Source organism: Paenibacillus sp. OAS669, from assembly GCF_014873645.1.
In the GTDB taxonomy this organism is placed as follows: Bacteria; Bacillota; Bacilli; order Paenibacillales; family NBRC-103111; genus Paenibacillus_S; species Paenibacillus_S vulneris.
In genome coordinates this window covers 1-20391 of sequence record NZ_JADBDR010000015.1, presented here as the reverse complement: position 1 = coordinate 20391, position 20391 = coordinate 1, and the positions used below count along the sequence as shown (strand labels likewise).

Genomic DNA, 20391 nt, shown 5'->3' with positions numbered 1-20391 from the left:
GAAAGATATGAGTCGAATTCGAGTGGCGGTAGCGGGTGCTAGTGGAAGAATGGGCCGCGAGGTAGTGAAGATGGTATTGCAGGATCCGGAGCTGGAATTGGTAGCGGCAGTCAGCCGTACCTCCGATCCCAAGCTGGATGCGGGTCGTCTTGTAGGCCTGGACCCTTGCGGCATTCTGATGAGCAATGACCTGGAGATGGCTTTAGTTGAGGGCAAGCCGGATGTGCTGGTTGATTTCACAACGCCGCAGTCGGCATTTCAGCATACAGCATTGGCTATCCGCCACAAGGTCCGTCCTGTCATGGGAACCACCGGTTTCACTCCGCAGGATATTGAAAACTTGGACGAGCAATGCAAGCAGCAGGGCATCGGCGGCATTATTGCTCCGAATTTCTCCATCGGCGCTATATTGATGATGAAATTTGCTGCTCAAGCTGCAAAATATATGCCTCACTTGGAAATAATTGAGTATCATGGCGACCAAAAGCTGGATGCTCCATCGGGCACGGCTGTCAAAACGGCAGAGCTTATTTCGCAAAATCGCCAAGAGCTGCGCCAAGGCAATCCGAATGAGGAAGAAACTATTGAAGGTTCGCGCGGCGGATTATACAATGGGTTCAGAATACATAGCGTGCGCCTGCCAGGTGTATTCGCTCAGCAGGAGGTTATATTCGGAGCCTTCGGACAAACATTGAAAATTCGTCATGATTCTTACGATCGTGCCGGTTACATGCCTGGCGTCAATGTAGCCGTTAAGAAGGTTATGGAATTTACAGGTATGGTGTACGGCTTTGAACATTTTATAGATTAAACTTTAACGGACAAAGGACTTTGGAATCCGCGATTAGGGGTTCTATGTCCTTGTTTTGTAAGTAATGCGAAGGAGCAGGTAGACAATGTCTTTAAAAATTGCGTTGATCGCACACGATAGAAAAAAAGAAGAGATGGTAAACTTCGTAACAGCGTACGAGACTGTATTCTCACATCATGAATTATTCGCTACTGGGACTACAGGTACACGTATTATGGAAAATACGCAATTGCAGGTGCATCGTTTCATGTCGGGTCCCCTTGGGGGAGACCAGCAGATTGGAGCCATGGTCGCAACCAATGAGATGGATCTGATCATTTTCTTGCGGGATCCGTTAATGGCACAGCCTCACGAGCCCGATATTATTGCATTGCTTCGTCTATGCGACGTACAAGGAATCCCGGTAGCAACCAATATTGCGACTGCGGAAATTTTGGTAAAGGCGCTTGATCGCGGCGATTTTGCCTGGAGAGAGCTGGTACATAAATATAAGCCGGGTATCGACGAATGACCGAGACACTGGATATTCTTATCTTTGGCGCGCATCCCGACGATGCGGAGATCGGAATGGGCGGAACGATTTATAAGCACACGGCGGCAGGCTATCGTGTAGGAATATGCGATTTGACTTATGCCGAGATGTCTTCGAATGGTACCGTAGAGATTCGGCAGCAGGAAGCGGCCAAGGCTTCCGAGATCTTGAAGCTATCTGTGCGGAGCAATCTGGGATTGCCAGACCGCGGGTTATGGATCGGACCTGAGCCGATAGCCGCGATTACGAGAGAAATTCGCAAGTACAAGCCCAAAATCGTATTTGCCCCGTACTGGGAGGATCGGCACCCGGACCATATAGCCTGCAGCAAGCTGGTACAAGAAGCGGTATTTAATGCCAAGCTTCGCAGGTATGAACCGGATCTGCCGTCGCATACAGTAGACCAATTGTATTTTTATTTTATCAACGATGTCGCCGAGTCCGATCTTTTGGTCGATATTTCGGATTGCCATGAGAAGAAGATGGAAGCGCTAATGGCTTACCGGACTCAATTCGAAGCGGTAGGCGCGAACAATGATTTTGTGCAAACTCCGCTAAATCAGGGCTATCTGGAGAGAGTGGAAGCCAAGGACCGAATGTTAGGTCAAAAGAAAATGATCCCTTATGCAGAAGGCTTTATCACTAAGTTACCTTATATGGTTGACCTATTTTAATACGAAAAGGCAAGGGAGGAAGCCGTGTGAAGGAACGGTTAAAAATTGGCATCACCTGTTATCCTACGCTGGGCGGTTCAGGTGTTGTTGCGACTGAGCTCGGCAAGCTGCTTGCCGAAAAAGGTCATGAGGTTCATTTTATTACGCATAGCATGCCTTTCCGTCTAGGAAAGTTCGATAAAAATATATTTTATCATGAAGTGGAAGTTAACGATTATTATGTATTTAAATATCCTCCGTATGATCTGTCTCTTGCCAGCAAGCTGGCTCAGGTGATCCAGCACCAGGAATTGGATCTGCTTCATGTTCATTATGCGATTCCTCACGCGGTATGCGCTCTACTCGCCAAGCAGATGGTCAATGACCGGATTAAGGTTGTGACGACGCTGCATGGAACGGATATTACCGTATTAGCCCAGGACGAATCATTAAGTGATCTGATCCGATATGCGATCAATCGAAGTGATGCGGTTACGGCCGTATCGCAGGATTTGATACAAGAAACCCGAAAGCTGTTATCGATTGAGAAGCCGATTGATCTGGCCTATAATTTTGTTGATAAAAGAGTATATTATCCTCGGGATGTTGCAGCTCTGCGCAAGGAATTTGCCCATCCTGATGAAAAAATATTAATTCATATTTCTAATTTCCGGCCTGTCAAGCGGGTTACCGATGTTGTGGACATTTTCGACCGCGTCAGCAAAGACGTACCGTCCAGGCTTTTGTTTGTCGGCGAGGGACCGGAGCTATCCAAGGTGCTGTGCCAAGTCAAGGAACGCGGATTATTGGACCGGGTTTCGTTCTGTGGAAAGCAAGATGACGTAGCCCAGTTGCTGTCTCTCAGCGATGTCATGCTGCTGCCTTCGGAGAAGGAAAGCTTCGGCCTCGTGGCTCTGGAAGCGATGGCATGCGGAGTTCCTACTATAGCTTCCAATGCCGGAGGCATTCCGGAGCTGATCACTCATGGGGAAACCGGTTTCTTGGCGAATATCGGTGATGTCGAACAAATGGCTCAATATACAAGGAGCCTGCTGACGGATCAAGCCATGTATGAGCGAATGAAGGAAGCTTGCCTGCACAGAGCGCGCTATACCTTCTGTAATGATATTATTACTCGTCAATATGAAGAAATCTATTATCGTGTCCTCGAGCGTCCGCTGCCGGATGAGTTGAAGAAAAATCCACTGAATTGTTAATACGGAGGAGCGGCATGAAGGATTCGCTAGAGCAAGGAGCTTTTACGATTATTGAAACGCTTCTGGGTAACGGACACGAGGCTTATCTGGTTGGGGGCTGCGTACGTGACAAGCAGCTGAACAGACGGGTTAAGGATTATGATATTGCTACATCAGCGTTACCCGAACGCGTGGAACGGCTGTTTGCAAGAACGATCCCTACCGGACTTCAGCACGGGACGGTTACGGTAGTTATCGACGGGCAGCCTTATGAAGTAACGACCTTCCGCAAAGAAGACGCCTATGAGAATTACAGGAGACCTACGGAGGTTCAGTACATAGATAGCCTGGTTGAGGACCTGCAGAGAAGAGATTTTACTATGAATGCAATGGCCATAGACCACGAGGGAAGGCTGCTGGATCCCTTCCACGGTATGGAGGATCTTAGCAATGGTATACTTCGGTGCGTAGGCGAAGCGGGCGAACGGTTCCAGGAGGATGCACTTCGGATGCTGCGCTGCGTTCGTTTTGCGGCGGAATATCAATTAAGCATAGAAGAGCGAACTTGGGCCGCTTTACGGGACAATGCTCCTTTGCTAAAGCATATTGCAATGGAGCGCGTCAGAATGGAGCTGGAGCGCATGATGTCGGGCGCTTCGCCCAGCCTTGCATTAGAGCTTTTGGCTTCCAGTCAACTATTGCAGTACACGAAGATTCCACTGCTGCTGGCCGGGATCCATAAGGTGACGAAGCTGAACAACGTCTCCCAGCTGAACGCTCCAATAGAGTGCTGGGTTTATCTTTACCTTCTATTGGATGCTGAACCGCAATCAGCTGAAGAAGAACTTCGTCAGCTGACATTTTCCAAGCAGCAAGTTGATGCTGTCAAGCTGCCGTTAGCCGCCGCGGAGTTCATGGCGGCTGGGCTTGGCTCTGGCTCCATTGAGGAGCTGGAACGGCAGTGGAAGCTGGCGATAATTCAATACGGCAAGGACGCTATGATAACCTTGGCGCACATTTTAACGGTTGATCCGGCGGCTTCGGAGAGCAAAGGATTGAAAGGTTCTGCGGGCCGTATTCTGGGTCAGCAAGGTCTGCATTGGCTGGAAGAAATCCCGGTAGACAAGCTGTCCGGTCTGCATATCAGCGGGGGAGAAGTTATCAGCCGCATGGCTGTACCGGCGGGACCGTGGGTTGCTAACGTGCTTCAGCAGCTCTTGAGGGAAGCGGCGTTAGGTTCCCTGGCTAATGAAAAGGACGTTCTGCTGGATAGAGCGGAGCGGATTTATAAAGAACATTATTCTTCAGGAATGTGATAAAGATGTCAATCCATGAACAACTAATCCGAATATTTGAGGACCAGCCTCAGCAGTTTCTCTCGGGTGAGGAGCTGAGCACGAAGCTCAACTGCAGCCGAACCGCCATATGGAAGCATATCGAGAGACTGCGACAGGAAGGATATGAGTTCGAGGCTGTCTCCCGAAAAGGGTACCGGCTTACCTCCAAGCCGGAAAAGCTGGATGTGCAAGCGATTCAGAACCGATTGGAAACCAAAGTATTGGGAAGAACGATGTTTTACTATGACGAAGTAGATTCCACTCAGATTGTGGCACGCGAGCGAATCGCCCAAGGGGCAGAGGAAGGTACTCTCGTTATTGCCGAGCTGCAAACAGCGGGACGGGGAAGGCTAGGCCGGAAATGGCATTCCCCCAAAGGGAAAGGTCTATGGATGAGCCTGGTGCTTAAGCCGCGCATCCCGCTGCATTTTACCCCTCAGCTCACTCTTCTTATTGCTGTAGCTCTATGCCGTTCATTAAGACAGTCAACAGGGCTGCCTATCGGGATCAAATGGCCAAATGACCTCTTAATTGAAGGGAAGAAGATAAGCGGTATTTTGCTGGAGTCTAGTGCCGAGGATGAGAATCTGCACTATGTGGTTGCCGGTATAGGGATTGGCGTGAATCTCGCACAAGAAGATTATCCGGATGACGAACTTCGGGCAAAAGCTACTTCGCTTGCAATAGAGTCAGGCAAGAAATGGGACCGGACCGAGATTTTGTGCCAATTTCTAAAGGAGCTGGAGCTGGTCTATGATCTGTATCATGAACAAGGCTTTGGCCCCATCAAGCTGCTATGGGAGGCGCTAAGCGTATCCTTGCATCTCACGATCACTTGTCATACCCCAAGAGGACAAGCCACGGGCTATGCGGTTGGAATCGATGATTCCGGCGCTTTATCCGTTCGTCTGCCTGACGGCAGCATGACTCTGTGGTATTCCGGAGATATTGAATTGGCGCCGGCGGCCCACGATTCTTTGTGACAAATAAGTGTATTCGAAATATGAAATGTCTGGTATAATGTTCTCTACAAGGCGATATCCTTTGTGAATTGCACTTGTTATGAACGATGGCATCAAACAATTTCATAGCTGTATCCTGAAATATGTCGGATTCTGCTCTGAGCCTTACGGACCGAGACAGAAGGATCATATGATTTTTTTTGCCATGTGAACCTTTTAGCTCCCGTAGACTAAAAGGTTTTTTTGTTCATACTAAGGGAACATGACCAAAAAGCTGAGGGAAGGTGTGGATAACATGGAAAAGCGGAGACCGGTTACTACAGCAAAATTGAAAAAAATGAAAGAGGATCGCGTACCGATTTCAATGATCACGGCTTACGATTATCCTTCTGCAAAATTAGCGGAGGAAGCCGGGGTTGATGTCATTCTGGTGGGGGATTCTCTAGGGAATGTCGTGCTCGGCTACGATTCGACGATTCCTGTAACTATTGAAGATATGATTTATCACTCCAGAGCGGTCGCGAGGGCGGCACAATCCGCCTTTGTCGTTACGGATTTGCCTTTTATGACTTATCACGGAAGCATAGATAATACGATTCGCAATGCAGCCCGGATTATGCAGGAAGGGGCAGCAAAAGCAGTTAAGATGGAAGGCGGAGTCGAAATTGCCGAGGCGGTATCCGTTCTCACCCGGTCAGGAATTCCTGTCATGGGCCATATTGGACTGACGCCGCAATCCATTCATCAAATTGGAGGATATAAGATTCAAGGGAAAAATTCAGCCCAGGCTCAGAAGCTGCTGGAGGAGGCAAAAGCATTGGAGCAGGCAGGCGCTTTTGCTGTTGTCCTGGAGCTTGTCACCGAACAGCTGGCTGAGCATATAAGCAACGAAATATCCATCCCAACGATCGGGATCGGTGCAGGCCCGCATTGCGATGGACAGGTATTGGTATTTCATGATGCTCTGGGTTATGGATCCGATATCGTTCCTAAACGGTTTGTCAAAGAATTCGCGAATGTCGGCAGCATCATAAGGGATGGAATCAAGCAGTATGTAGATGAGGTTAAGCAGCGGCAATTCCCGCTTGCCGAGCACTCCTTCCAAATGGAAGATGAAGTTGCGGAATTTTTATATGGGGCCAAGAAATAAGACGGAGGTCTACTTATGCAAATCATTCATCATATCAAAGAGCTGAGGCAAGCGGTGCGTGATGCAAGAGCATCCCGTCGTGAACTCATTGTCGGATTCGTCCCAACCATGGGATACTTACATCAGGGTCATGCAAGCCTGCTGGAAGCCGCTCGTAAACAATGCGACCTGGTGGTACTCAGTATTTTTGTCAACCCGCTTCAATTTGGCCCGAATGAAGATTTGGCCCGATATCCGCGGGATGAAGAGCGGGATTTGGCGGTGGCCAAGGCGACCGGTACCGATATCGTATTTTTCCCTTCAGTTGAAGAGATGTACCCGCAGCCGACTAAAACCATCGTTTCTGTGAGCGGAGTGTCAGAACGTCTATGCGGAGCCTCGCGGCCGGGACATTTTGACGGTGTAGCAACAGTGGTTACCAAATTATTTAACATCGTTCAACCGGACTATGCCTTCTTCGGAATGAAGGATGCTCAGCAAATTGCGGTTATCCAGCAGATGGTTAATGATTTGAATATTCCGGTGGAGATCGTGCCATGCAAAATCGTCAGAGAGGAAGACGGTCTTGCTTTAAGCTCGAGAAATGTATATTTGCAGCCGGAAGAACGGGAGCAAGCTCTAGTGTTGTCTTCCGCTTTGAAGATGGCGGAGGAATTTGTGAAAGGGCATCAAGGTCCGCTTAAGGCAAGTGAGTTACAGGATGCCGTCAAACGACATATTGCTCAGTCTCCTCTGGCAGAAATTGATTATGCCGACATATTAGCGTACCCGACGCTGGAGCCTGTTACCGATTTGCGTTCGGTTCCGGCATTTATTATAGCGCTTGCCGTAAAATTTGGTAAAACCCGCCTCATTGATAATACCATCATTCGCTGGTAATCTATGCTTACGAAGAAAGTTTAGCCTGGGCGAAACTCTTAGGAGGTCACATCCATGTTCAGAACAATGCTCAAATCCAAAATCCACCGTGCGACGGTTACGGAAGCCAATCTCAATTATGTAGGAAGCATCACGATCGATGAAGATTTACTCGATATGCTCGACATGCTGCCGAACGAAAAGGTGCAAATTGTTAACAACAACAATGGAGCGCGTCTGGAAACTTACATTATTCCCGGTCCCAGAGGCTCCGGCGTGATCTGTTTGAATGGAGCGGCTGCAAGATTGGTTCAAGTGGGCGACACGGTCATTATTCTTTCCTATGTCATGCTTACAGATGAAGAAGCGCGCAATCATAAGCCCCAAGTAGCCATTATGGGTGAAAATAATAAGGTTATCAGCGTCATTAAAGAAGAAATTCATTCCACCGTACTGTAACGAATGAAAAGGGCTGTCGGGGCAAAAAATGAGGATATGCTCAGCTGAAGGTGGGATGCGTACATGTTCAAACATTTATTTGCCTCGATGAATGAAATGCTTGACGAAATTTCAGCACAGTTCGCAACCGCAACAGGTTCGAGAAAAAAAGAGCTCCAGGAAAAGCTTAGAGTGTTAAAGGCCATGAGCGACACCTTTATTGAAGAATGGCTTTTATTTGAAGAAAAGATGGCTTCGTTTCATCAGCAGCACCATCAAGAAAGCACACTGTCCAAAGTATTGGATCCGGAATTGGGCGGCAAGCGGTCGGACGAATTTTTACGCGGCCAAGGATTTTATAAGCTGCTGATGTTCGACGAGGCTATAAGGGAATTTTCCGGAATTATTCGCAAATATCCTGATTTTACGCTAGCTCGTATTTATTTGGGGATGAGCTACCTGCGTAAAGGCGATACAGCCGAAAGCTATAATCATTTCCTCTTTACCTCCCAGTTGACCGATAACAATCAAATCCGCGCGATTTCTTATAATGCTATGGGGTGTATTCAAGCACAGAACCGAAACTTGGACAAGGCGTTTGAATATTTTAATTTGGCCTTTCAGACGGATCCTTCCAGCGTCCAGCCTTTGGTAGATATGGGGCTGTGCAATGAAAGAAAAGGACAGCTTCAGTTCGTTCATCACCCCAAACGATAGCTGAAGAATAAGTTTACTATTCCCTTTTCCCGATAGTATTGGTATTCTAATAAGAAGAGTGGGTATGAAGGGATTGACATTAAGGAAATGAAATTCGCGGTTTTGGATTTTGAAACGACCGGGAGTCAACCAACGGATCGCATTATCCAGGTAGGTCTCGTCATCATACAAGATGATCATATTTCGGATAGGTATACTTCACTCGTAAATCCCGGGATAAGTATACCTTCTTCTATAACAACGTTAACCGGCATTGACGATGAAATGGTCGCCGGTGCTCCCGAGCTTGATGTAGTCATCGGCCAGCTGGTGCCGCTATTGCAGGATGCCGTCCTTGTCGCTCACAACGTAGGATTTGATTTGGCTTTTCTTCAAAGAGCGCTGGATGAGCACGGTTATTTTCCATTTGACGGAAGAGTGCTGGATACAATGGATTCCCTTCGGGTCCTGTTCCCGTCGCTGGCAAGCTTGCAGCTTTCCATGGTAGCCCATGCATTTAACATAGAACATGAAAGGCCGCATCAAGCTGACAGTGACGCTGAAGTGACGGCCCTTATTTGGCTTCGCTGTATTGAGCGCTTTCAACAGCTTCCATTGATTGTTCTTCAGCGCTTGTCGATGATTTTTGACGAAGGGGCAACCGATTTCGGCTGGTTTATCCGTGAAATGAGAATGTATAAGGAAGCATTCCAGCCCGTCGATACGGATGAAGCCAAGTACTACCGCCAATTTGCCATTAATGTGGAGGATTGGGGCGATGAAGAGCCGCTTCGCGAGGAAGGGGATGTTTCCGTTATCCCCGACGATTTTGCGGAGTTCTATGAGCAGTTAAAGCAGCTGCTCCGCCAAAGGTTCGAGTCCTACGAGGACCGCGAGGCGCAGGTCAAAATGCTTGAGGAAGTGGAAGCCGCTTTCGAACAGAAGAAGCACCTTATGGTGGAGGCGGGAACGGGAACCGGCAAATCGTTGGGATATTTGATTCCTTCCCTGTACTATGGCTTGAAGCAGGATAAAAAGGTGCTGGTGAGTACCCATACGATCAACTTGCAGGAACAGATTCGTGAACGTGACATTCCCTTGCTGCACAGCTTGTTTCCTGTGCCATTCCGCGCCGCCGTTTTGAAGGGACGAAGCCACTATTTGTGCTTGCGCAAGTTTGAGCATAAAATAAATCTTCTTGATTTTGAGAACGGAAAAGAAGATCGGATTAATGCAGGGCAAATGCTGGTTTGGCTTAGTGAAACGAAAAGCGGAGACGAGGAAGAGCTGCATTTTGCGAACAAGGGCATGCAGTTCTGGCATACGGTTGCAAGCGATTCGGATTCCTGCTTGAACCGCGCATGTCCTTGGTTTCGCAAATGCTTTTATCATCGTGCGAAGCATGAAGCCAACACCGCCGATGTTATTATAACAAACCACTCGATGCTATTTACAGATACCAAGGCGGAGAACCGCCTCTTACCTAGTTATAAACACCTTGTCATCGATGAAGCGCATCACTTTGAAGAAGTAGCCAGCAAGCATCTTGGGATTGAGCTTTTTTACGGGTCTTTCCTGAATACTCTATGGTGGTTATATAAGGACGGGCGAAGCGGACAGTTATCGTCGCTGCATGCACGTCTGCAAAGGGAGCCTTCGGAGAAAGCGCAGTCCTGGTGCGAAACCATCGACGCCATCACTCCCAAGCTGGTGAAGATCAAGGAAGATTGGGATGAGCTCTCTGAGCTGCTGTACCAATTACTGGCGGTTCGTTCCGATCCTTCCCAGACGGAAGGAGGGCAGCTTGTCTACCGGATCAAAAAAGGGGAAACGCCGGCGGCATGGGACAAGCTGCTTGTTCACGAGGATAACATTTATCTCAATGCGACAGAGGTGTTGAAAAAGCTGGATAAGCTCCTCTCCGAAATGAAGGAAATGCAAGAGGAGCTTGATCTGCAAGGCACAGTTACCGATATCTCCGGGGCTGTCAAGGAGCTGTATCGTCAACGCGATAATCTGCATTTCTTCATGACGATGCCTGATGACAATTATGTTTATTGGCTGGAAGCGGGGCAATTCAATAAGAGCAAATCGCTGCAGCTGGTATGCGTACCGATCGATGTCAGCCCGATGCTGCAGCAGCAATTTTTCGACGTAAAGGATAGCGTCATTATGACGTCAGCCACTCTGTCTGTGGGCAAATCCTTCGATTATACCGCCGAGCAGCTGGGACTGGATATCAAAGACACCGACGGCAAGCTGAAGACGGTACAGCTCCCGTCTCCGTTCAATTACCGCCAGCAGGCGCTGGTAGCGATACCGAGAGATTTCCCTAGTATTCGGGGAAATTCTGGGGAGAAGCAATTTGTCGATCATTTGACCCAATCTCTGGCTGAAGTAGCTCTCGAGACCAAGGGAAGGATGCTCGTATTATTTACGTCCAATAGAATGCTGAAGCTTGCTCACGCGGCTTTAAAGGACGTTCTGAGCCCGTTCGGGATTCAAGTATTGGGACAGGGTGTCGACAGCAGTAATCGCAGCAAATTGACGCGATTATTCCAGAATAATCCCGCAAGCGTCTTGTTGGGAACGAGCAGCTTCTGGGAAGGAGTAGATATACCTGGAGATGCTCTTACGTGTCTGGCTATCGTCCGGCTGCCGTTCCAGCCGCCTAACCATCCCTTGGTGGAAGCCAAAACGGAAAATTTAAAAAAGCTGAATCAGAATGCTTTCATGAAGCTGTCGGTTCCGCAGGCGGTGATCCGATTCAAGCAAGGCTTCGGAAGATTGGTGCGGACGGCCAAGGACAAAGGCATTGTTATCATTTATGACACTCGCGTCATTGATACGACTTATGGGAAGTACTTTTTGTACTCGCTGCCCGGCCCCAAAATCGAACACATGCCAACCAAACAATTGGTATCAAGAATTAAGCAGTGGATGGGGGAAAACGGTGCATGAAAACATTAAAAATATCCGAAGCAGTGGTAAGAAGACTGCCTATTTATTTACGGTTTCTTAATGAATTGAGCAAGAAGAGTGTCCATACGGTATCCTCGCAGGATTTGGGTCAGAAGCTTGACTTGAATCCTGCGCAAATCCGCAAGGATTTAGCTTATTTCGGCGAGTTCGGCAAAAAAGGAATCGGCTACGATGTCGCTTATTTGATCGAAAAAATACGTCAAATTTTAAAGCTGGATAAGGTGATTCCGGTTGCTTTGGTCGGAGCGGGGAACTTGGGCCGGGCGTTGTGCAATTACAATGCTTATTTAAAGGACAATATGAAAATTGTCGCTGTGTTCGACGCTTCCGAGACTAAAGTAGGCGAATCCATCAACAATCTGAAGGTCAAGCCGATGAACGAGCTGAAGGAAACGATCCAATCGCTTCATGTTCGTATCGGGATCATTACCGTACCTGCGGCGGAAGCGCAAAATGTGGCTAATCAGTTCGTTGAGGCCGGGGTAGAAGCGATACTGAATTTTGCGCCAATGATCATCAAGGTACCCAATGAAATTCGGGTTCATCATGCGGATTTTACAACCGAGCTGCAAAGCTTAGCCTATTATTTGGATTGAATAAACGCGACGCTGCCGATAATATAAAGAAGCCTACAAATCTGTAGGCTTTTTTGCTATGTACGCCCAGCATGGGCGTCATCTCTACGGTGAAAGTCCGGAATGGGGGCTGGCAAGCGCCTACCATTAGCCAAGAGCAAGGGTGTCCGCCGTGAGGCGGAATCTGAAGGAAGCTGGAGGCAAACGCACGGCTTGAGGTACACGAATCCAATTTGAGGCGGTTGCAGTCGGATGAGTCACCATACCATGACAAAATCCAAAGCTGCCAAAGGCTACAGCCGTAAACTTGGGCGAGCGCGGGCGGAAAGATGACGTTCTTATCTGGGGAGACCTGCGGAACACGCGAAGTTACTTCGTAACCGCGGCTGTAAGGCCGCGCTGAATCCGCAGGAGTCAGCAGAGGCCATAGTACGGAAGTACGGGACGTCGGAAACCGGAAGGGCCGAACCGAAAGGAGAGAGGAAACCGATGCGTTCGCATGAAGAGCAACGACAGCAGAATATCTCGCAAGAGAGCTTGCGGCAAAGAGAAGCGGTGAAGCCGTCAGGGTATGCCGGAGCGCCGAGTTCTTCGTCGGCACAAATCGTCCCTTCCTCTCGCGAAGTCCGTAACGACTTGTTGGAGCGGATGCTCGAAAGGGAAAACCTTTTGCTCGCCTACAAGCGAGTGGTCCAAAATGGAGGAGCACCCGGGGTGGACGGAGTAACGGTAACGGAGCTACAAGCTTACCTGAAGACGCACTGGGAGACGGTGAAAGCCGAACTTCTCGCGGGAACCTACAAACCTATGCCTGTCAAACGGGTGGAAATCCCCAAACCCGGAGGCGGAGTACGGCTACTTGGTATCCCGACCGTAATGGATAGACTCCTTCAACAAGCACTTCTGCAGGTCATGAACTCGATCTTTGACGCTCACTTTTCATGGTACAGCTACGGCTTTAGACCGGGAAAGAGAGCGCATGACGCGGTAAAGCAAGCCCAGCAATACATACAAAACGGTCTTCGGTGGATCGTGGATATGGATTTGGAGAAATTCTTTGACCGGGTAAATCATGACATTCTCATGGCAAGAGTGGCAAGGAAAGTGGCGGATAAGCGAATCCTGAGACTAATCCGTGCCTACCTGAACGCCGGAGTAATGGAAGGTGGAGTTTGCCAGAAAACGGAGGAGGGAACACCGCAGGGCGGCCCTTTAAGTCCATTATTAGCAAACATCCTGCTGGATGACCTAGATAAAGAACTAACCAAACGGGGGCACAAGTTTGTCCGCTATGCGGACGATTGTAACATCTTCGTCGCCAGCAGACGGGCCGGAGAACGTGTCATAGAATCGGTTATTGGATTTGTGGAAGGAAAGCTGAAATTGAAAGTGAATCGTGACAAGAGTGCAGTGGATCGGCCATGGAATCGGAAGTTCCTCGGCTTTAGCTTCTTATCAAACAGACAGGTGACGATCCGGCTTGCTCCCAAAACGATCTCCCGATTCAAGGAGAAGATAAGGGAACTAACGGATCGAACACGCTCGATGTCGATGGATGACCGCATCACCCGGCTCAACCGATACCTCATGGGATGGATGGGATACTTCCGACTCGCTTCGGCGAAGAACCATTGCAAGAGATTCGACCAATGGATTCGACGACGATTGCGAATGTGCCTCTGGAAACAATGGAAGCGTGTGAAAACTCGCATTCGTGAACTTCGAGCACTCGGAGTCCCTGAATGGGCGGTCTTAAAAATGGCCAACTCCCGGCGAGGAGCATGGGAAATGTCTCGAAACACAAACAACGCCCTTCCGACGTCCCACTGGGAATCGAAAGGGCTGAAAAGTTTACTTTCTCGTTACTTGGAGCTTTGTTAACCTTTTGGAACCGCCGTATGCGGACCCGCATGTACGGTGGTGTGAGAGGACGGGGGTTAATCACCCCCTCCTACTCGATTATAGGGAACTTAAAGTATCCGATGTTATTTTATATCTTATGAGGTTAATTGGAAAATAATTTTGTAAATGATGAACGATAGGACCATGCTGATAGGGATTGTAATGATCCAGGTCATAACCATTTTCGTAACGGTGGCCCACTTCACGTCATAGAATCTCATGACTGCGCCAGTCCCAATAATGGATGACGAGATAACATGCGTTGTGGACAATGGCATTCCCATCGCTGTAGATACTTGAATCACGATGGAGGAGTTCAAGTCCGAAGCAAATCCGTTAATAGGTTCGATCTTGATCAGCTTTTTACTCATGGTTTTAATGATTTTCCAACCGCCGATAGACGTTCCTAAGCCCATTGCCGTAGCTGCACACAATTTAACCCATAACGGAACATCCAGTGTATCTTGATAATCTAGAGCCACCATACCGAAGACGATAATACCCATTGCTTTTTGTGCGTCGTTGCCTCCATGGGAGTACGAAAGCAGTCCGGCGGAGAAAATTTGAAAAATCCGGAAGGTTCGGTTCAGCTTTGATCTGGAGTGATTGCCGCTAAGAAGAATGAGCTGACGGATAATCCACATGATGATAAAGCCCGTAGCAAAAGCAATGATTGGAGAAGCGACCAAGATAATAATAATTTCCTTGAAACCGCTCCAATTGACAGAAGATGCACCTGCACCTGCGATAACGGCACCGGCAAGAGCGCCGATCAACGTATGAGAGGAGGAAGAAGGGATGGCAAAGTACCATGTGATGAGGTTCCAAATAATAGCCGTTAATAATGCCGCGATAACTACTTGTACACCATTATCAATGGTTGCCGGGTTGGCAACCTTACCTCCGACCGTTTTAGCAACTTCTGATGAATAAATAGCTCCTACAAAATTCAAGGTAGCCGCGAAGAATATGGCGAATTTAGGTGACAACGCTTTGGTTGAGATGGAAGTTGCAATCGCGTTGGCTGTATCGTGAAAGCCGTTGATGAAGTCAAATATCAGGGCTAGCGCGACAATGATGATTAAAAGGGTTAACATAATTACCTCCTACCAAGTTCGAACAGCTTACGAATAACGCAATACGACGCTTTCCAAAATATTTGCGACGTCTTCACAGGCATCCGTTGTTTGTTCGAGCCGCTCGTATAGCTCCTTCAATTTGAAATCATGGTAAGGATCTGTCGGGTTCATAAAGATTTCTCTTATTCCCTCGCGCATCAAACGGTCCGCTTCGTTCTCAAGACTGTTGATTTGAACAGTATGCTCCGTAATTTGCATATATTTCTTTTTGGAAAGCAGCTTGAAGGAGTCCAGGATGTGCTGGCAGCTGTCGACGAGAACGGCGGAAAATTCTCTCATATAGTTGTCGCTGACGTTAATGTTCATGTAATCAAATCTGGCGATGGATGCCTCAATTCCATCTATTACGTCATCCACCTTGGAAGCAAGCTCCATAATGTCCTCGCGTTCCAAAGGAGTAATGAACACTTTGTTCAACCCTTTGAAGATTTGGTGCGTAATTTGATCGCCCTTATTTTCCAAATCCTTCAACTGGGGATAAAAGGCTGCAGGCGGTTGATCTCCCATGACGGCATTGCGGAATATTTGCGCCGCGTGAAGAGTGTTCTCTGATGCTTTAATCAACAGCAGCAAAAAATCGATGTCGTTCTTCTTGGCAAAAAGCATGAAAGAGCCTCCCTCAAAATTGTATCTTAATGAAAACTTCATATTCTAACGCAAATTATGTAGAAAAAAAGCGATAAAATTCACACAAAAATAAAAATAACACAACATACTAATGCTTTGCAATCATAGTTTATCCAATTGAAGATATGTTCATGAATCTGTTTATATGTTGTCACAACCCTGCGATTTCGCCAGCCCGCTTGATTTATAGAGTTCGAAGTTGTACAGTGAAGATTGATGCTACGGTTCGAAAGGATAAGGTGATCATGAAAAAAACGATTATAACAAACGGAACGTTTCTTACAATGAACCCCGAGAAGCCTGTAATCCAAGGCTGCATGGTTTTGGAAGGCAATCTTATTACATATATAGGTGAAGAAGCGCCGCAGCCGCTCGAAACATATGATGAGCAAATCAACGGCAAGGATAAGCTGTACATGCCCGGTCTGGTGAATACGCATTGTCATGCGGCCATGTCTCTACTGCGCGGCTATGGCGACGATCTGGCTCTTCAAGTATGGCTTCAGGAAAAAATGTGGCCGATTGAAGGCAAATTTACCGCTCACGACGTCAAATGGGGGACGCAGCTATCCATTCTGGAAATGATAAAAGGCGGAACAACGACGTTCGTAGATATGTACGATCATATGAATGAGGTGGCCCAAGCCGTTGAGGAAAGCGGTATGCGCGCCTGCCTGACGCGCGGTGTTATCGGATTATGCCCGCCGGAGGTTCAGGACGCCAAACTGAAGGAAGCCACTCAGTTCGCCCGTGATTGGCACGGAAAAGCTGGAGGACGCATTACGACTATGATGTCTCCTCACGCCCCTTACACTTGCCCTCCCGATTATATTGAGAAGATTGTGCAAGTCGCCCATGATTTGAATTTGCCGCTGCACACCCATATGTCGGAGACCGCTCGTGAAGTCCAGGATAACGTCGATCAATACGGGGCGAGACCAGTAGCGCATTTGGAGAAGCTCGGTTTGTTCTCCAGACCTGCTTTGGTCGCTCATGCGGTACACTTAACGGACGACGAGATTCAAGTGCTGAAACAACATGATGTTCGGGTATCGCATAATCCGGGAAGCAATCTGAAGCTGGCCAGCGGCATCGCACGAGTGCCTGAATTATTGAAGCAAGGTGTGAAGGTGTCCCTTGGCACGGACGGAGCGGCAAGCAACAACAATCTGGATATGTTCGAGGAGATGCGTTTGGCTGCTTTGATCCATAAAGCTGTTACAGGTGATCCTGTAGCTGTTCCTGCAGAAGCGGCAATCCGTATGGGAACCATCGATGGGGCCCAATCCATCTGGCTGGAGGATGTAGGTTCTCTCCAACCGGGGATGAAAGCTGATTTCATCTCCCTGAACCTGAATCAGCCTCACTTCTTCCCTAAAACCAACTACATTTCGCATGTTATTTACTCTGCTTCGGCTAAGGATGTTGCTGATGTGTGGGTAGATGGAAGAATGGTGGTTAAGAACGGGGAATGCCTTACATTGGATGAAGAAAAGGTGCTTTACGAAGCGCAGCGCTGCTTTGAGAGACTTACGAGTCAATAATCGCAACAGTAGTGCAGCATTAGCGGGAAATAGTTGCAGGAGGTTCCCTCTATGAAAATCAAAATAACCATTGCAGCGGTGGCTGTTATCGGACTTATTTTGTTTTTTGGAGGCCGTTTTATCAACGCGGTGCAAGAGGATGAATGGAAAATTCAACGAAATGCAGTGCAAACGGCTTATCAAAAAACTCTACTGACGAAAGCTGTAAAAGTGGAAAGGTTCGTCGGAGAAAAGCCCTATACGGTAATTCGCGGGGAAGATAAAATCGGGCAGCAGCTCATCGTTTGGGTAGGGGAAGATGAAATTTATTCCCAGATGGCTGCAGACGGTGCGTCGGAGGATCAGATCAATTCCACGCTGGAGTCGAAGCATCCCAACGCGGATATTTTAAGAACCATACCCGGAGTGCTTGGCGGTAAGCTTATTTGGGAAGTATTATATAAGCTGCCGGCAGACGAATCCGGAAGCGAGAAATATTATTACGATTATTATTCGTTTAATGATGGAGCCTATTTGGATACATGGCGTTTGAGTATTCAATAACATGGAAGCCGATGCAGGTTTCGGGAAACAACTCCGGACTGGCAAAGGCTTCTTTTTTCATTTCATTAAATATAATTCAGGAACCCGCCAAAATAGCACTTTAGTCAGCCCCGGCGACAGGGCTTCGCTTTGTGGTATTCATGCTGGAGAAGGAAAGGGTTCATTACCACACATTACATCAACCATTTTGATATATCATGTGATATACTCAACGTATGCTTTTTGATATATCACATTAGAAAGGGGGACGTCAGCTAATGAAGTTACGTCTCTTACCTATAGTATTGAGTGTTGCTATTTCTGCTACCGTGTTGTTTGGCGGTTGGTTCGCATATCAAAGCTTTGCCATGGAGAATCCTTTGGCAGGTGTCGTAAAATCTACCCCGGGTGTTGAACTGGTAAGTACAAAGATCAATACAGATGATGCCGAAATCGAAGTGAAGCTGCAGCCGGGCACTAGCTTGCGAGAGGTATATGATAATATAGAAAATAAAGGCTCTTCCATTATCGGGAAAAAAGCCTTAAAGCTTAAAGTAGTCAATGAATCGTCGCAGCAGTTGGATCAATGGTGGTCGTCCGCTCTCTTTGATGTTGCCCAAGCTATGGAAACGAAGCACTATGCTGAAATTCCGACTACACTACAATCCCGTGTCGCGGGTTCTTCGAATTTGAAAATTTCTACGGAAATGAACGATAAATTCGTGTTTGTTACCATGACGGACGGAGACAAAAGCAAATTCGTAATGCTTCCTCGCACACCGGAGAAGATGGAGGTGTGGCCGAATGAGTAAGATTTATAAGGAGATCTTTATTGGGGCTATTCCCGTTGTCATTATTTTTCTCTTCTTTATCGGCGTCAATGCGTTACCGTTGGTGTTTCTTGCAGTTATTTTAGGAACCATCTTCTATATGAACCAGATGCGCAGTGCCAGCGCAGGCTTTGGCGGCCAGGGCAAATCGCGCAGACAGCAAGCCCCGAGCTACTTGACCTTTGATGATATAGGAGGCCAGCAGCGGGCCAAGACCGAGCTCAAGGAGGCGTTGGATTTCCTGATTAAGCATGAAGAAATACGCAAGCTAGGGATCCGTCCGCTTAAAGGGATATTGCTTGAAGGTCCTCCCGGAACGGGGAAAACCTTGCTCGCCAAAGCAGCTGCTCATTATACGAATTCGGTATTTATGGCAGCCGCAGGCAGTGAGTTTGTGGAAATGTATGTCGGTGTCGGCGCAAGCCGGATCCGCGATTTGTTCAAGGATGCACGTAATCGAGCTGTGAAGGAAAACAAAGACAGCGCCATCGTGTTTATTGACGAGATCGATGTTATCGGCGGTAAAAGAGACGGCGGGCAGCATAGAGAATATGATCAGACCCTAAACCAGCTCCTGACGGAGATGGATGGGATTCATACGACGGAAAGCCCGCGAATTCTAATTATGGCGGCAACCAACCGCAAGGAGATGCTGGATAGCGCCTTGCTGCGTCCAGGCCGTTTCGACCGTCATATTGAAGTGGATTTACCGGATAAGAAAGGCCGTCTGCATATTTTGAACATTCACAGCAAAAATAAACCTTTGGCACCGGAAGTGAATCTGGAGCATGTTGCCGAAGAGACTTTCCAATTTTCCGGAGCACAGCTTGAAAGTGTTATGAACGAAGCTGCAATTTACGCTATGCGTGAAGAGTCGGAGTTTATCCAACAAAGCCATTTGTCCCAAGCAGTGGATAAGGTCATGATCGGGGAAAAAACGGACCGCGAGTCTACGAAAGAAGAACGCGACCGGGTTGCCCTCCATGAATTGGGGCATGCTATCGCAGCGGAAGTCGTACGCCCGGGCTCGGTATCTCAGGTGGCGTTAAGCCCTCGGGGAAAAGCACTTGGTTACGTACGTCATAATCCACAGCAGGATCAATATTTATATACCAAGGAACAGCTGGAAGAGCAAATCATCATCGCCTTGGGCGGAGCTGTAGCCGAGGAAATGTTTTACGGCGGGCGTTCCACAGGGTCGCGCAACGACTTCGAACAGGCGCTGCATCTGGTACGGACCATGATGGATTCTGGCCTGACCAATCTTGGCATTATCGATCGCCAAATGGTAACGAAGGAAGAGCTGATGAAGGAAAACACAGCTATTCTTGAGCAGCTGACCGTGAGAACCCGTGAGCTTCTGGAGCAGCATCGCATTGTTTTTGAACAATCGCTGTATATCCTGGTCAAGGAAGAAGTATTATCGGGAGACCAATTCCGCGAGCTGCTGGAGCATTCCAAACTGCAGACTGCATAAACGATGAAAGCAAGAGCTTGAAGCACAGGCGTAAGCCGGGCAGCTTCGGGCTTTTTTTATTTTATGCGTGCCCAGCTAAGCACGCATCTTCTATCCGGTGAAAGTCCGGTCGCGGGAGGGGCCAAGCCCCCGCGTAGCTTGGATTCTTATGTATGGCGAA

At 48.0% G+C, this 20391-nt stretch carries 19 protein-coding genes; 17 read left to right on the top strand and 2 right to left on the bottom strand.

Annotated features, from left to right (window positions below; translation table 11 throughout):
- Positions 1–7 precede the first annotated feature (7 nt).
- The 13 genes from dapB to ltrA all read left to right on the top strand — a co-directional run bounded on the left by dapB (position 8) and on the right by ltrA (position 14071).
- On the top strand, positions 8–811 hold the full coding sequence (gene dapB, locus GGC63_RS26255) for a 4-hydroxy-tetrahydrodipicolinate reductase (protein ID WP_079910659.1): 804 nt from the start codon (positions 8–10) through the stop codon (positions 809–811).
- An 85-nt stretch (positions 812–896) separates the two neighbouring features.
- Positions 897–1322, top strand: coding sequence for a methylglyoxal synthase (gene mgsA, locus GGC63_RS26250; RefSeq protein ID WP_079910658.1), 426 nt, complete (start codon positions 897–899; stop codon positions 1320–1322).
- Positions 1319–2017, top strand: coding sequence for a bacillithiol biosynthesis deacetylase BshB1 (gene bshB1, locus GGC63_RS26245; RefSeq protein ID WP_192704856.1), 699 nt, complete (start codon positions 1319–1321; stop codon positions 2015–2017). Before mgsA ends, bshB1 begins: the two co-directional genes overlap by 4 nt.
- A 26-nt stretch (positions 2018–2043) precedes the next feature.
- Positions 2044–3213, top strand: a complete 1170-nt coding sequence (gene bshA / locus GGC63_RS26240; RefSeq protein ID WP_192704855.1) for an N-acetyl-alpha-D-glucosaminyl L-malate synthase BshA — start codon at positions 2044–2046, stop codon at positions 3211–3213.
- A 14-nt stretch (positions 3214–3227) separates the two neighbouring features.
- Entirely contained in the window at positions 3228–4508 is a 1281-nt protein-coding gene (locus tag GGC63_RS26235; protein WP_192704854.1) for a CCA tRNA nucleotidyltransferase, read from the top strand.
- A gap of 5 nt (positions 4509–4513) precedes the next feature.
- Entirely contained in the window at positions 4514–5512 is a 999-nt protein-coding gene (locus GGC63_RS26230; protein ID WP_192704853.1) for a biotin--[acetyl-CoA-carboxylase] ligase, read from the top strand.
- A 274-nt stretch (positions 5513–5786) separates the two neighbouring features.
- Positions 5787–6641, top strand: coding sequence for a 3-methyl-2-oxobutanoate hydroxymethyltransferase (gene panB / locus GGC63_RS26225; protein ID WP_192704852.1), 855 nt, complete (start codon positions 5787–5789; stop codon positions 6639–6641).
- A 15-nt stretch (positions 6642–6656) separates the two neighbouring features.
- Positions 6657–7520 (top strand): pantoate--beta-alanine ligase, encoded by an 864-nt coding sequence (gene panC, locus GGC63_RS26220; RefSeq protein WP_192704851.1) that lies wholly within the window; start codon positions 6657–6659, stop codon positions 7518–7520.
- A 54-nt stretch (positions 7521–7574) separates the two neighbouring features.
- Positions 7575–7958, top strand: a complete 384-nt coding sequence (gene panD, locus GGC63_RS26215; protein WP_079910652.1) for an aspartate 1-decarboxylase — start codon at positions 7575–7577, stop codon at positions 7956–7958.
- Between the two features lie 63 nt (positions 7959–8021).
- A complete protein-coding gene (locus tag GGC63_RS26210; RefSeq protein ID WP_192704850.1) occupies positions 8022–8654 on the top strand; it encodes a tetratricopeptide repeat protein in 633 nt (210 codons plus the stop codon).
- A gap of 87 nt (positions 8655–8741) precedes the next feature.
- Complete coding sequence (gene dinG, locus GGC63_RS26205) at positions 8742–11594, top strand: ATP-dependent DNA helicase DinG (RefSeq protein ID WP_192704849.1); 2853 nt, start codon at positions 8742–8744, stop codon at positions 11592–11594.
- Positions 11591–12211, top strand: coding sequence for a redox-sensing transcriptional repressor Rex (locus tag GGC63_RS26200; RefSeq protein WP_079910649.1), 621 nt, complete (start codon positions 11591–11593; stop codon positions 12209–12211). The genes dinG and GGC63_RS26200 overlap by 4 nt, the downstream gene beginning before the upstream one ends.
- 468 nt (positions 12212–12679) lie before the next feature.
- On the top strand, positions 12680–14071 hold the full coding sequence (gene ltrA, locus GGC63_RS26195; protein WP_192704848.1) for a group II intron reverse transcriptase/maturase: 1392 nt from the start codon (positions 12680–12682) through the stop codon (positions 14069–14071).
- 116 nt (positions 14072–14187) lie between these two features.
- Here the strand turns inward: ltrA and GGC63_RS26190 are convergent, their stop codons facing one another.
- A complete protein-coding gene (locus GGC63_RS26190) occupies positions 14188–15189 on the bottom strand; it encodes an inorganic phosphate transporter (RefSeq protein WP_192704847.1) in 1002 nt (333 codons plus the stop codon).
- 27 nt (positions 15190–15216) lie between these two features.
- Positions 15217–15837 (bottom strand): DUF47 domain-containing protein, encoded by a 621-nt coding sequence (locus GGC63_RS26185; protein ID WP_079908993.1) that lies wholly within the window; start codon positions 15835–15837, stop codon positions 15217–15219.
- Positions 15838–16103: 266 nt separating this feature from the next.
- Here GGC63_RS26185 and GGC63_RS26180 point away from each other — a divergent pair, with 266 nt between their 5' ends.
- From GGC63_RS26180 to GGC63_RS26165, 4 genes are all read left to right on the top strand, one after another.
- Positions 16104–17402 carry an amidohydrolase gene (locus GGC63_RS26180; RefSeq protein WP_192704846.1) on the top strand — a complete coding sequence of 433 codons (1299 nt, stop codon included), beginning with the start codon at positions 16104–16106 and terminating at the stop codon, positions 17400–17402.
- Positions 17403–17453: 51 nt separating this feature from the next.
- Positions 17454–17945 (top strand): DUF5590 domain-containing protein, encoded by a 492-nt coding sequence (locus tag GGC63_RS26175; RefSeq protein ID WP_192704845.1) that lies wholly within the window; start codon positions 17454–17456, stop codon positions 17943–17945.
- A gap of 257 nt (positions 17946–18202) precedes the next feature.
- Entirely contained in the window at positions 18203–18736 is a 534-nt protein-coding gene (locus GGC63_RS26170) for a hypothetical protein (RefSeq protein WP_192704844.1), read from the top strand.
- Positions 18729–20231, top strand: coding sequence for an AAA family ATPase (locus tag GGC63_RS26165; protein WP_192704843.1), 1503 nt, complete (start codon positions 18729–18731; stop codon positions 20229–20231). Before GGC63_RS26170 ends, GGC63_RS26165 begins: the two co-directional genes overlap by 8 nt.
- Positions 20232–20391 lie beyond the last annotated feature (160 nt).